This is a genomic window from Bacillus sp. XB1 (assembly GCF_053557995.1).
This window is the reverse complement of record NZ_JBNRIL010000001.1, coordinates 16,151-29,891: the sequence shown is the minus strand read 5'-3', so window position 1 is coordinate 29,891 and position 13,741 is coordinate 16,151. Positions and strand designations below refer to the sequence as shown.

Annotated in this window: 16 protein-coding genes; 2 read left to right on the top strand and 14 right to left on the bottom strand. The window is 35.4% G+C overall.

Annotated features, from left to right (window positions below):
• Nucleotides 1-107: 107 nt before the first annotated feature.
• From ACK1U5_RS00175 to ACK1U5_RS00145, 7 genes are all read right to left on the bottom strand, one after another.
• Nucleotides 108-329, bottom strand: coding sequence for a YneF family protein (locus ACK1U5_RS00175; RefSeq protein WP_001123317.1), 222 nt, complete (start codon nt 327-329; stop codon nt 108-110).
• Between the two features lie 78 nt (nt 330-407).
• Nucleotides 408-848 carry a sporulation inhibitor of replication protein SirA gene (sirA, locus tag ACK1U5_RS00170; RefSeq protein WP_000860645.1) on the bottom strand — a complete coding sequence of 147 codons (441 nt, stop codon included), beginning with the start codon at nt 846-848 and terminating at the stop codon, nt 408-410.
• 156 nt (nt 849-1,004) lie between these two features.
• Nucleotides 1,005-3,005: a transketolase gene (gene tkt, locus ACK1U5_RS00165; protein WP_113710630.1), complete on the bottom strand. Its 2,001-nt coding sequence runs from the start codon at nt 3,003-3,005 to the stop codon at nt 1,005-1,007.
• Nucleotides 3,006-3,300: 295 nt separating this feature from the next.
• The gene (gene phnE / locus ACK1U5_RS00160) at nt 3,301-4,104 is read right to left on the bottom strand and encodes a phosphonate ABC transporter, permease protein PhnE (protein WP_001082389.1); all 804 of its coding nucleotides are present in this window, start codon (nt 4,102-4,104) and stop codon (nt 3,301-3,303) included.
• Nucleotides 4,104-4,898, bottom strand: a complete 795-nt coding sequence (gene phnE / locus ACK1U5_RS00155; RefSeq protein WP_001286373.1) for a phosphonate ABC transporter, permease protein PhnE — start codon at nt 4,896-4,898, stop codon at nt 4,104-4,106. The genes phnE (ACK1U5_RS00160) and phnE (ACK1U5_RS00155) overlap by 1 nt, the downstream gene beginning before the upstream one ends.
• Nucleotides 4,895-5,668, bottom strand: coding sequence for a phosphonate ABC transporter ATP-binding protein (phnC, locus tag ACK1U5_RS00150; protein WP_000569246.1), 774 nt, complete (start codon nt 5,666-5,668; stop codon nt 4,895-4,897). Before phnC ends, phnE (ACK1U5_RS00155) begins: the two co-directional genes overlap by 4 nt.
• Before the next feature lie 83 nt (nt 5,669-5,751).
• Complete coding sequence (locus tag ACK1U5_RS00145; protein WP_000915051.1) at nt 5,752-6,690, bottom strand: phosphate/phosphite/phosphonate ABC transporter substrate-binding protein; 939 nt, start codon at nt 6,688-6,690, stop codon at nt 5,752-5,754.
• 185 nt (nt 6,691-6,875) lie between these two features.
• Here ACK1U5_RS00145 and ACK1U5_RS00140 point away from each other — a divergent pair, with 185 nt between their 5' ends.
• Nucleotides 6,876-8,459 (top strand): bifunctional metallophosphatase/5'-nucleotidase, encoded by a 1,584-nt coding sequence (locus ACK1U5_RS00140; protein ID WP_087875652.1) that lies wholly within the window; start codon nt 6,876-6,878, stop codon nt 8,457-8,459.
• Nucleotides 8,460-8,498: 39 nt separating this feature from the next.
• Here the strand turns inward: ACK1U5_RS00140 and ACK1U5_RS00135 are convergent, their stop codons facing one another.
• Entirely contained in the window at nt 8,499-8,738 is a 240-nt protein-coding gene (locus ACK1U5_RS00135; RefSeq protein WP_000607015.1) for a DUF896 domain-containing protein, read from the bottom strand.
• 45 nt (nt 8,739-8,783) lie between these two features.
• On the bottom strand, nt 8,784-9,440 hold the full coding sequence (locus tag ACK1U5_RS00130) for a YneB family resolvase-like protein (protein WP_000991472.1): 657 nt from the start codon (nt 9,438-9,440) through the stop codon (nt 8,784-8,786).
• 141 nt (nt 9,441-9,581) lie between these two features.
• Here ACK1U5_RS00130 and lexA point away from each other — a divergent pair, with 141 nt between their 5' ends.
• Nucleotides 9,582-10,202, top strand: coding sequence for a transcriptional repressor LexA (lexA, locus tag ACK1U5_RS00125; protein WP_000413738.1), 621 nt, complete (start codon nt 9,582-9,584; stop codon nt 10,200-10,202).
• Nucleotides 10,203-10,294: 92 nt separating this feature from the next.
• Here lexA and ACK1U5_RS00120 read toward each other — a convergent pair whose 3' ends face one another.
• From ACK1U5_RS00120 to ACK1U5_RS00100, 5 genes are all read right to left on the bottom strand, one after another.
• Nucleotides 10,295-11,098 (bottom strand): DUF4097 family beta strand repeat-containing protein, encoded by an 804-nt coding sequence (locus ACK1U5_RS00120; protein ID WP_000976240.1) that lies wholly within the window; start codon nt 11,096-11,098, stop codon nt 10,295-10,297.
• Complete coding sequence (locus tag ACK1U5_RS00115; protein WP_048567461.1) at nt 11,099-11,641, bottom strand: DUF1700 domain-containing protein; 543 nt, start codon at nt 11,639-11,641, stop codon at nt 11,099-11,101.
• Nucleotides 11,634-11,957 (bottom strand): PadR family transcriptional regulator, encoded by a 324-nt coding sequence (locus ACK1U5_RS00110; protein WP_001102627.1) that lies wholly within the window; start codon nt 11,955-11,957, stop codon nt 11,634-11,636. The genes ACK1U5_RS00115 and ACK1U5_RS00110 overlap by 8 nt, the downstream gene beginning before the upstream one ends.
• Before the next feature lie 372 nt (nt 11,958-12,329).
• Nucleotides 12,330-12,560 carry a BhlA/UviB family holin-like peptide gene (locus tag ACK1U5_RS00105; RefSeq protein ID WP_030027264.1) on the bottom strand — a complete coding sequence of 77 codons (231 nt, stop codon included), beginning with the start codon at nt 12,558-12,560 and terminating at the stop codon, nt 12,330-12,332.
• Between the two features lie 173 nt (nt 12,561-12,733).
• Entirely contained in the window at nt 12,734-13,729 is a 996-nt protein-coding gene (locus tag ACK1U5_RS00100) for a GH25 family lysozyme (protein ID WP_030027266.1), read from the bottom strand.
• Nucleotides 13,730-13,741 lie beyond the last annotated feature (12 nt).

The following is a 13,741-nucleotide window of genomic DNA, read 5'->3' as shown; positions in this document are numbered from 1 at the left end:
TTAAAATGAGCGATGTTTTCAGTTTACCAAAAATACAGAATTTTTAAAAGTTTTAAAAACTATAACTAACAAAAAGAAAGACACTCTTAGCGAGTGTCTTTTAGCGCTTATTTCATTTGTTGCTTGTTCATTGCGCTCATCATTTGATTGATTTTCTTTTGGGAAGGTTTTTGTCCCATTTGCATCATCATCATTTTTAACATTTGTTCGTTAATTGGTGGATTTTTTTGTAAGTAATTCATCATATATTTGCGGGCAATGAAAAATCCTAACGCCACGCCTGCTACTAGTGCTACTACGCCCACTAGAATACCTAACCAAATTGGCATATATTTTCCTCCTTCATGTTGTCTACCTTACAGTGTACTAAAACCTTTTCAATAAGACAAGATACAATTCGACATTTTTTACACATATGTTCGTACTTGTTTTAGAGGATTCAGCCATCCGTACTTTGTATTTTCATAATCCATAGCTAAAAATGTTAATTCACACTTTCTTAACACCTCAAAGAATGTTGTTTCCATAGAGACATTTCCAGAGGTATTCATACGAATATAGTGCGGTTTCACCATTATTTCGCCGTACTCCGCTCCCGTATAAAGTGTATGTGTATGATGTGTTCTATCATATTTACCAAGAACGCGCAAAGCTTGTTCTAATTTATGATGAATTTTCATTACTTGCAATGGCATCGTTATATACATCATTTGCTTATATAACACTTTTTTCTCCGAAAGGGACCCAGATTCTGAAAATCGAGCAAATAAATCAAAAAACAAATATTCACGACCAAAATAAGCTTTCGCAATATCCTCTTGAATTAAATACAATTCATACGTTTTCATTTTTCCACTCCCAATCTGGACAACCTTTTCTCTTCATTATATATAAGAAAATTTGCAATGATTGTCTGACTGCGGAGAGATAAAAAACTTTTTCTGTCGAAAAAACTCATTTACATAGAAAAACCTCTCCATGCCGGAGAGATTTTTCTGAAATCATTAAAGCATTTCTTTTACTTTACGAACAACGTTCTCTACAGTAAATCCATACTCTTCCATAATCTTCTCACCAGGAGCAGAAGCACCGAACGTATCGATACCTAACACATCTCCTTCAAGACCTACGTAACGGTGCCATCCGAATGTAGCACCCATTTCGATTGCGAAACGTTTTGTTACTGCTTTTGGTAATACAGATTCTTTGTACTCTGCAGTTTGAGCTTCGAAGCGATCCATAGATGGCATGCTGACAACAGCTGCGTCAACGCCGTCTACTGCTAATGCTTTTTGAGCTTCAACAGCTAGGCTTACTTCAGATCCAGTTGCAAGTAAGATTACATCAGCCATTTCTTTCTTGCTTGCAGAAACTACATATGCACCTTTTGCTACTTTTTCATACGTATCATCTTTTGCACCTTCTAATGTTGGAAGGTCTTGACGAGTTAATACTAAAGCAGTTGGTTTGTTTGTAGATTCTAAAGCAAGTCTCCAAGCTGCAACAGATTCGTTACCATCAGCAGGACGGATAACAGAAACGTTTGGCATTGCACGAAGCGCTGCTAATTGCTCGATTGGTTCATGTGTTGGACCATCTTCACCAACAGCGATACTGTCATGTGTGAATACATACGTTACTGGCAATTGCATTAATGCTGCAAGGCGAATTGCTGGACGTAAGTAATCAGAGAATACGAAGAACGTACCACCATAAGTTTTTAAACCACCATGTAGTGCAATACCGTTCATTGCTGCACCCATTGCGAACTCACGTACACCGTACCAAATGTTTTTACCGCTGTAATCATCTCTTGTAAAGTCTTTTTCGTTATTCATGTATGTTTTGTTAGAACCAGCAAGGTCAGCAGATCCACCGAAGAATGATGGTACAGACTCTGCAATTGCATTAATTACAGCACCAGAAGAATTACGAGTTGCTGCTTTTGATCCTAATTCATAAGTTGGTAGGTTTTGCTCCCAACCTTCTGGAAGTTGACCGTTCATTGCTGCTTGGAATTCGTTTGCTAATTCTGGGTATGCTTGTGCATATTCACCTAGCATCGTGTTCCACTCAGCTTGCGCAGTTTCACCAACATCTTGTACTGTTTTACGGAAGTTGTCATATACTTCTTCTGCTACGTGGAAGTCTTGCTCAGCAGTCCAAGCATATGCTTCTTTCGTTAATTTCGTTTCTTCTACACCAAGTGGAGAACCATGTGAAGCTGATTTTCCTGATTTGTTTGGAGAACCGAAACCAATTGTCGTTCTTACTTCAATTAGCGTTGGGCGTTTTTCGTCAGCTTTCGCTTCTTCAATTGCTTTCGCGATTGCTTCAATATCGTTTCCATCCTCAACACGGATTACTTGCCATCCGTATGCTTTGTAACGATCTTCTACACTTTCAGAGAATGAACGATTTAAATCGCCATCTAATGAAATATCGTTTGAATCATAAAGCACAACAAGACGACCTAATTGTAAATGAGCAGCTAATGAAGATGCTTCAGCAGAAACGCCCTCCATTAAATCTCCATCACCACAAATAGCGTATGTATAATGATCTACTACACTATACGCATCACGGTTATATTTAGCAGCTAAATGTCTTTCAGCCATTGCCATACCTACAGCAGTTGCAATACCTTGTCCAAGTGGACCAGTCGTTGCATCTACACCAGCTGTATGACCGTACTCAGGATGTCCTGGAGTTTTGCTTCCCCATTGACGGAAGTTCTTTAAGTCATCCATTGTTACATCATAACCAGATAGGTGAAGTAGGCTGTATAATAACATTGAACCATGACCTGCAGATAATACGAAACGATCACGGTTAAACCACGTTGGGTTATTTGGATTGTGTTTCATAAATTGAGTCCATAATGTATAAGCCATTGGTGCTGCACCCATTGGCATTCCTGGGTGACCAGAGTTTGCTTTTTCAATCGCATCGATGGATAATGTGCGAATCGTGTTGATAGAAAGTTGTTCGATTGAATGTGACATGCTATTCTTCCCTTCGCTTATATTAGTAAACGTTTTATACATTTATATGATAGCTTCCCACGCAAGATTATACAACATGTATCGACAAATATGTTGATATTTTTTTGATTTTTTATAAAAAATTCAATGTTTCCGTGAATGTATGGGCATTCAATATGACATACTTTTTCATTATTTTTATTTTGAAAAGAAAGGGAATTATCTGCATATTTATACAAACTTCTTCTATACTTACTTTTTTTAATACGTTTTTAAAAACACAAAAAGCATCTAACTTCGGTGCTTTTCAAATAAGTTAAACAATCCGTTTCCGAATCGAACTTGAAATCCAATCAATTATAATTACCATTAAAATGATACCTAATAAAATAATACCAACACGAGACCAATTCCGTGAACTCAGCGCAAAAATTAAAGGTGTACCAATCCCTCCTGCTCCAATAACCCCTAAAATCGCAGCGGATCGTACATTAATTTCAAATCTGTATAACGTATACGATAGAAAATCCGGTAACACTTGTGGTAACACTGCATACCAAAGTATTTGAAAACGGTTTGCTCCTGTTGCTAGTAACGCTTCCGTCGGTCCTTTATCTATGTTTTCAATTCCTTCTGAATATAGTTTCCCTAACATTCCAATAGAATGTAATCCTAAGGCCAATACTCCTGCAAAAGAGCCTGGACCAACAGCTTTTATAAATAAAAGAGCCATAACTAATTCAGGAAACGTACGAACAAAACTAAGTACAAATTTCCCAGATCCTGAAGTTAATTTTCCACTACTCATATTCGTTGCCGCCCAAAAGGCAAACGGAACAGATAAAAATGCAGAAATAAATGTACCTAATATTGCAATTGCCAACGTATCAATTAATCCATGTAATAAATCTTCACCATCTGGCAAAGATACATACGACCAGTCTGGATTCAATATCCCTGTCATAATTGCTTTCGTGATTTCACCTGCTGTGTCCTTTATCCCCTCTAATGGTACTCCTGAAAAGGCCCATACATATACAACTGTAAGTGCTATTAAAATAATCCAGCGATATATACTCGGTTTCTTCGGTTTTGGCACAATCATCGTCGTTCTATTCATTATAGTTTCTCCCGTAACAATGTACTAATGTAGTCAATTAACAAAACAACAATAAGGGTATAAATAATTATAGAAGCAGTTTGTTTATATTGTAAAAATCCAAGTGTACGATCATAATATAGTCCAATACCACCTGCTCCTACTAAACCTAAAACAGCTGCTGCACGTACGTTCACCTCAAATGTATAAAGAACATAGGAGACAAAATGTGCTTTCACTTGCGGAATTACCCCATAAACAATCCATTGCACCTTATTAGCTCCTACCGCTGTCATCGCCTCTAACGGACCTGGATCAATTGATTCAATTGACTCATACAACAATTTCGCTACAAGTCCAATTGAAAAAAAAGTAAGAGCCAAAATACCTGGAAGTGGCCCAATTCCAAAAATCGCTACGAAAATTGCCGCTAATAATAAATCTGGTATCGTTCGTATCAAATTTAAAATCATTCGAGCTAGACTGTATAAAAATGTGTTAGTAAACACATTACTTGCTGCAAACAGTGCAAGTGGAATAGCTAAAATCGCTCCTAAGGTCGTCCCAATAATCGCCATACGTATTGTATCTAACATCGCTGTTGTAATAACTTGAAAATAACTCCAATCTGGCGGCACCATTTCTTTTAACAAATCCATCATATTAGGAAAACCAACTACTAGCTTTGAAAATGATGCGTCGACCTGTATACTACTTCCCCACAACAGTAAAATGACTAGAATAAACGTTAACATATGTTTTAACTTACTCGGCGGCTTCGGTATCGATTTCGAATATATCGTTACGTCACTCATTTAACTGCCACCTCTAACAATTCATTTTTCTGTGCTACATCTCCATAAATTTCAGCAAATTTTTCATCTGTCGCCTCTTCTACTGAACCATCAAAAACAATTTCTCCTGCATGTAATCCAATAATACGTGTCGCATATTGCCTAGCTAAATCAATAGAATGCAAATTCACAATTGTTGTAATTCCAAAATCTTCATTGATTTTTTTCAAATCATTTAATACTTGCTTTGTCGTAAGTGGATCTAACGATGCAACAGGCTCATCTGCCAATATGATTTTTGCTTCTTGTGCCAATGCTCTAGCTATTGATACACGTTGCTGTTGTCCTCCTGATAATTCATCAGCACGTGCATATGCTTTTTCTAAAATATTCACTCTTTTTAACGCTTGAAATGCGAGCTCCACATCTTCTTTCGGAAACAAACCTAACGTTGTACGTAATGTGGAATGATATCCAATACGACCAGCTAATACATTTTTTAATACTGTTGATCGCTTTACAAGATTAAAACTTTGGAAGATCATACCGATATCCCGGCGCATACGCCTTAATTCTTTTCCTTTCGCAGCAGTAATAGACTCACCTTCAATAATGATTTCTCCTTCGGTAATCTCATGAAGACGATTTACGGATCTGAGAAGTGTAGATTTTCCAGCTCCAGACAGCCCTACCATTACAACAAACTCACCTTTTTGAATTTTCAAGTTTATATTATTCAATCCTTTTGTACCATTTGGATACACTTTGGAGACATTTCGAAACTCTATCACACATCTTACCTACCTTCTATGTATTCAAAACGGCAAACTAACTGAAAACATCCCCTTTCAGCTAGCTGCCATTTCCATATGTATTATTGCGTTTTTACTTTCTTCCCATATTCACGAACGATATCAAATTTACTATCATCAGATTTAACATATCCTTCATGTGAATATACTTCTTTAATGATTTTGTGACCTTCCTCATTCTTTCCAATTTCAATGAAAGCATCTTGTAATTTCTTGCTCCACTCTGCTTCTAAATCAGATCGTACAGAAATTGTATCGTTCGGAATTTTCTCAGTAAATTTCACTATTTTCGTTTGATCAAATATATTCGGATAATCTTTTTTTACAATATTACGAGCATCTTGGAATACAACAGCCGCATCTACGTCACCATTTAAAAGAGCAATAAGCGACTGATCGTGACCTTTTAATGTAACAGGTTTCACATCTTTTAACGGATCAATTCCCTCTTTTAATAGAACAGCTGCAGGCCATACATACCCTGCTGATGATGTTACATCTTGATAACCAATCTTTTTACCTTTTAAATCTTTTACACTATTTATATTAGAGTCTTTTTTAACAACAAACTCAGATTTATAAAAGTCTACTAAATCCTTTGTAGGGGCTCCCGTTTCATCATCTACTCCAAAACGTTGTGCTTGTAAAATTACATTTGCAGCCTTCTTTTCATGTGCTAATACGTACGCTGTTGGCGGTAAAAATCCTACATCTACTTGTTTAGATGCCATCGCTTCTACAATTGTATTGTAGTTCGTTGAAATACTAACTTTTACTGGAATATTTAACTTATCACTTAATAGCTTCTCAAGCGGTTTTGCCTTCGCCTCTAACGTATCCGCATTTTGAGAAGGAACAAATTGAACATTTAAAGTCTTCGGTACATATCCTTTTTTCGTATCTTCATTTTTACTTGCACTTGACTCTTTCGTCCCGCAGCCACTTAATAATCCCGCTGCTAGTACAACTGTTGTGCTCATTGCAAAAACTTTTTTCAACATATTAATGCCTCCATTTTTCATTGTTATAAAATAACCTTTCATAAACATGAAGAAATATATCACATATTTTTACAAATAATTGATTATTTACAGAATCTTTACACATTCTATACACTCACATTAAAATTCTCTTCACATATTTGATATGATGAATTGGAAGATAACAATAGAAAAGGTGAGTCATATTGGAACAAAATCAAACTGTAACTTTAAACATCTTATTAACAAGCGATATACATGGCACTGTTTATCCTATTCACTACCAAGATAACTCCCCAGCAGAACTTGGTTTAGCTAAAATTTCTACTCTTATAAAAAAAGAACGTTCCAAAAATAGAAACGTTCTTTTAATTGATAATGGCGACTTTATTCAAGGCACACCATTTACTTATCATTATGTTACATACGAAAAAAACAAAAAAAACCCAATGTCCTTATTAGCGAATTACTTACAGTATGACGCTGCAATTATCGGCAATCATGAATTTAATTACGGGATGGATATATTAAATAATGCTGTGACTACTGCGAACTTCCCGTACCTATCAGCAAACATTTTAGATAAAAACAGTAAAAAACCTTATTTCGGGAAACCATATGTAATAAAACATATTGAATCAAATATAAAAATTGCTATTTTAGGGGTGACAACGCATTACATTCCCAATTGGGAACAACCCCATCACATTAAAGATTTACTATTTGAAGATGCATTAAAGACTACAAAAGAATGGGTTTCTTATATTCGCGAACATGAGAAACCAGATTTACTAGTCGTAGCGTATCACGGGGGAGTTGAACGAGATTTACAAACCGGGGTACCGACTGAAGTGTTAACAGGAGAAAACCAAGGATATGCAATGTGCCATGAAATTGAAGGCATAGATATCTTATTAACAGGCCACCAACACCGGGAAATTTCTCACACAATGGCTAACGGTGTAACAATTTTACAGACCGGATGCAATGGACACTCATTTGGAAAAGTAAAAGTAACATTCGAAAAAACGAAACATAAATGGGTGAAAAAAGAGAGTTCTTCTGAATTATTATCTGTACAAGGATTTGAGGCGGACCAAGATGTACTTTCATTGGTAGCCGATTACGAAGAGAAAACACAAAAGTGGCTTGATCAACCTATTGGAATCATTCAAGGGGGCATGCAAATTTCAGATGCTATGCAAACTCGTTTGCATGATCATCCTTTTATAGAATTCATAAATAAAATACAGATGAATATAGCTAATGTATCAATTTCTTGTACAAGTTTGTTCCATAATACATCTCCAGGTTTCCCGGAACATGTAACAATGCGCGATATCGTTTCTAATTATATTTATCCAAACACATTAAAAGTAATTAAAATAACTGGAGCAGATATAAAAAATGCTCTTGAACTCTCTGCTTCTTATTTCACATTAAAAACAGATGGATCAATCACCGTAAGTCCTACCTACATAGAACCAAAGCCACAACATTATAATTATGATATGTGGGAAGGGATTTCATACGTATTAAACATTTCAAAACCAATTGGTGAAAGAGTAGAATCTTTACAGCATAACAGTGCTCCTCTTAATATGAATGAAGAATATGACGTTGTAATGAATAATTATCGTGCAAGTGGCGGGGGAAATTTCTTTATGTTTCAAAACAAACCAGTAGTAAAAGATATACCCACAGATATGTCTGAACTTATCGCTAATTATATATTGGAACATAAAACGATAGAAGCAACAGTTAATAACAACTGGAAAGTTATTAAATAACGATTTTTACAAATAAAAAAGATGGGCTTCGCCCATCTTTTAATTTAATTTTGCATTATCTTGCTTTTTTAAAGCTTTTAATTTCGTCGGTGTAACATCTGTACCTTCTTCGTTAACAACTTTAATACCTTTAAGTTCGTTTAACATATTTTGACGAAACCCTTTTAAATATTGTTCACGTAGCGATTGACGCTCACGTTGCTCTTCTTCAGTTAAACCTTCAGCTTTTGCTTTTTTCGCTAAGAAGTTAATGCGTTCAACGAGTTCGTGATTAATCATCTCGAATCCCCCTTCTAATCAAAACTGATTATTATCATACAATAGTTACTCTTCTTTATCAAGCAATTGCTTCGTATACTCTACATATCTACGATGTACAGTCGCCTTTGAAACATTATGACCAAATCCACGTAATGTTGCTGCAATTTCTTCAAACGTGAGTTCACTTTTTCGCAAACGTACAATTTCCTCAATTGGCACTTCTTTTTTCTCTCTTCCTACACTTAAATGACGATTTTTTAAATTTTTTTCTGGACGATAACCTTTTTCTACTGCACGTTGCATACCTCGTTTAATTTTCATATTATGAATCTTTCTTTGATATTCTTCAACAATACCAATAATATCTAATACCATCGAATCAGAATCCGACAATTGTAATTCACCGTTATGTGTATGCGTATATACTTTTATGCCTTCTTTATGTAAACAATGCATTAACGCGATCTTCGCATTTCCTCTACCAAGACGCGTTTCATCTTGTATAAGTAACACATCAATTTGTTCGTCTCGAATTGTATCCAACACCTCTAATATACCGTCACGTTCAATTGTATATCCACTAGCCTGCTCTTCAATCACCTTAGTAACATTCATTTGATAGCGCTCAGCTAAATGCAATAATTCATCTTTTTGACGTAATAATGATGTTTCTTGCGCTTCTTTCGTTGTACTCACACGTGCATAAATAATTGCATTCATTTTGAACCCCTCTTTCTCCCTATTATTTCCCTATAGTGTAACATAAATCCGCCATTTGTTCGAACTTATGTTTGTAGAATGTTTTTTCACATGTTATACTTATTAATAAGAAAAATGAAAGAAAACGAGGTGTTAGAAAACATGGAAAAGTTAACGAAACGCCAGCAAGACATTCTCGACTTTATTAAGCTAAAAGTACAAGAAAAAGGATATCCACCTTCCGTACGTGAAATTGGTCAAGCAGTCGGCCTCGCTTCTAGTTCTACAGTGCACGGACATTTATCACGATTAGAAGAAAAAGGATACATTCGACGCGATCCAACAAAACCACGTGCCATTGAAATTTTAGGTGAAGACCGAATGGATACGGAAACACAATCTGTTATTCAAGTTCCAATTGTCGGAAAAGTTACTGCTGGTTTACCAATTACAGCGGTCGAAAGCGTAGAGGAACATTTCCCACTTCCAGCTAGTATTGTTGCTGGAGCAGACCAAGTGTTCATGTTACGTATTTCTGGAGATAGTATGATTGAAGCTGGTATTTTCGATGGAGATTTAGTTGTTGTTCGCCAACAACAGTCTGCATATAATGGTGAAATTGTAGTCGCTTTAACAGAAGATAATGAAGCAACTGTTAAACGTTTCTATAAAGAAAAAGACCATTTCCGTTTACAACCAGAAAATTCTTCATTAGAACCTATCATTTTAAAACAAGTGTCAGTTATCGGGAAAGTAATTGGCGTATATCGTGATTTACATTAAAAAATAATAAAAAGAAGATAATTACCTTATTTATATACGGTAATTATCTTCTTTTTTGTATTTTGATAGATTTCCATGCATTCTATTTCTTATTAACGAGTTTTAATCGTCACATCTCCAGCAGCCGTTTTACCACTAATCTTTTTACTACCATTTCCAATTGTTACGTTTTTATTTTCTTCATTAAAAATTGTTACATCTCCGGCAGCACTTTGCCCAGTAATTACCGCATCTTGTGGTTTTTCCGATAAAGTAATATCTATATCTCCCGCAGTTGAACTTGCTTCTAGATTATACTTAGAATCATGATCTTGAATATTTATTTCCCCACTTGTTGTTTTTGCGGTCACTTTCCCTAATACCTTCTTAAAATTCACCTCACCAGCTTTTGTCGATCCCTCCACATTCTTAGCCGTTATTTGTTTCAACTCTACTTCTCCAGCAAGTGTTCTAACACTTACGCTATCACTTTTCACATCACTCATTTCGATTTGTCCAGCAGATGAATTTACTTTTACATCTTGGTAAGAGCGTTCGGGCACAAGGAGAGTCAATTTAGACGTTTGAAACCTAAAATCGTAAAAAGAAAAATCAAATGAAGCACCTTTTTCTCTTTCCCCAATAACTTTTAATGTGTCACCATCTTCTGCGATACGAATCTCTTGTTTACGTACATCTCCTGATTGCTTGATATAAAAAGAAGAGTCAGGAGATTTTTGGACAATAATATCCCCGGCATCTAACTTAACTTCTATATTTTTTAATGTTTCGTTTTTAATTACATTTTCTTTATCGCCTTTTTTAGCAGTTTGTACTGCTTTTTCATATGTTTGGGAAATTCCTATTACTCCAATAATGATACAAGCAATAGCGATTAAAAATAGTTTTTTCATCATTTACTCTCCTTTTATCATTTTGAAGTTCCATATTACATATCGTACACACAATCTCTTAAACCACTTTGTACTATAAAAAGCGATAATACATAACAATAAACCTACTCCAACAAACGTTATACTAACGAAAAGATCCAACCATATAAAAGTACCCATAAATACTTTTCCAATAACGAAAAATGGTGTTACTACACTAGCAATACCACCGATCCAAAAAGAAAATATAAAAGCAATAATTGCGACTAACGGTCCTAACACAATAATAAAATTAAACAAACTAAGTCCAATCGCTGCCATAACAGCTCTTGTCACATTTGAAGTCGATGGATTTTTTTTCATTTCATCGAAGCGATACATCGCAAGTAATTCTTTCGCTATTACTTTCGGAGAACCAAGGCCTTGTATTATTTCTGATTCAGTTTTCCCCTCTTCTAGTCCAAACTGAAAGTGCTCTTCATAATCCAATAAAATATCTTGCCTCTCTGCCTCTGGTAACTTTCTAAGATAACTTGATAATTCTTTAAGAAACCCTTCTTTACTCATCCCATTCCACCCCTTCAATAATTTCTTGTACCCCTTTCGCAAAATCACACCATTCTGTTACTAACAAATGAAATTGCGTCTCCCCTTGCTCTGTTAATTGATAATATTTACGAGGTGGCCCTTCCGTAGATTCCTTTAAATACGTTTGAAAATACCCTTCTTTCGTCAAACGACGTAATAAAGGGTATACTGACCCTTCCGATATTAAAAATTTATTAGAAATTTGCTGAACAAGTTCATAACCGTAACTATCTTTACGTTTTACAAGTGCTAATACACAAAGTTCAAGCACACCTTTTTTAAACTGAACGTTCAAGTGCCATCCTCCTTTCCTATCTTAGTACTGTTCAATGCACAGTACCTATCTTATCCATAATATACCACTCGGTATTGTTTATTGCAAGGTACTAAGCTATATTTATTGCCTAAATTTAGAAAATGAATAAACGAACTCCTGAATAAGAACGTATTATCACTAAACATCATTCAAGGTTTCATTTTATTTACATTAATATTGGAATTCATTCACTCTTTCCTCTTGAAGAATCAAACATAACCGTATTCACTATAGATTAATGAGAAAAAGCCCCAATACTTAGCGGTATTAGGGCTTTTTCTCATTAGTATATATTAGTCGAATTTTTACTGGGAAACCTGCATACGCGACAAATAATTTAATATTATATTTTTATTTCTCATCCCCGTTTCCCAAGATTTTTTGTTTAACATCCGATAAATCTCTCGACAACGAACTAAATGCTTTTGCTTGTTCTTCAATGACCTGTTGATTTTTTTCAATAACTTTTTGATATTGTTCTTCACGCTGTTCATTCTTTTTTTGCGTAGTAAACAGCATCCACACAAATAAAGCTGCGAATGCTCCTTGTTGAATCATTGAATTTAAGATCTGCTCTTCTATTATTCTCACTCCTTTTCTAATCTAAATAATTACTCATTCGAGTGACTCTAATCTTTTATCATCTTTTAACACCAATATGTCCTTATCGCTATCTCTCTGTCTTATAATTCTTACTAAAGCTATCTTTTATGTCATAACTTTATAGAATACAAAAACAGTTACTACTGAAGTTTTTATCGCATATCTACAATGTCAAAGTGTTTCTCTGGTGCCCAACGATTCCCACCAATATCAATCCAGCCTTCTTTACGGAAGAATACTGTAAGTGGTTCTTTTGAGTTAATACTGCCTTTGTATGCGCCATTAATTCCATCACAATAGCTTACTTCATATCCTTCTGGGAATTTTGATATTGCTTTGAAAGTTCTCCAATAATAATGCTCTGCTTTTACCCAACGGCTTCTACCTAAATCTAACCATACATCATTATCTTCTCCCCAGTACGCATCCCAATATAATACTTCTGCTGCTGTCGTAAAGTCCCCCAGATAATTACCGTGTGGTCCATCGTAATAGTTAATGCCATATCCTTCCCAGTATATTGATTTTGCGAACCCAATCCCTTCTGGTTGCGGTGCACCAACAACGCCACCCTTACCTGTAAACCATTCAAGAGATTTTTTACTGTTTAAATAATTTAAATCTACATTACCAGTTACGCCTGCAAGACTACCTGTTTCTGTATACTGCCATAAATCACAACTATAAGCTGGTTTATTTCCATAACGTGGAATCCAAAGGAAATCCGCATTCACAGTATTAAGTCCATAGCTTGTATACATGTGGTGTGATACATATAGACCCACTTTCCAACCTGCTGCACGGCACGTATCAATAAATGCCTGCGAAGCTTTTGCTAAGTTAGCCGCTCCACAACTTGCTAAGGTATCATCTTCTACATCTAATACTAAAAATTTTGCTTCTTTATCAGCGCGCGCCATAAAATCATTTGCTTCTACAATAGCATCCTGAACACTTACATAACATCCATAAGCATAGTGCCCAAATGGGACACCATATTCTTTACAACCTTGTACATACTCTTTATAACGTGTATCAATTGTCCTTGATCCATATTGTACACGTATAATAGCAAGTTCAAGCTCTTTACTAGCTGCCGCCCAATTTATTGAACCATTGTGATGAGATAAATCTGCAATTTTCTTCATTTCCATTCGCCT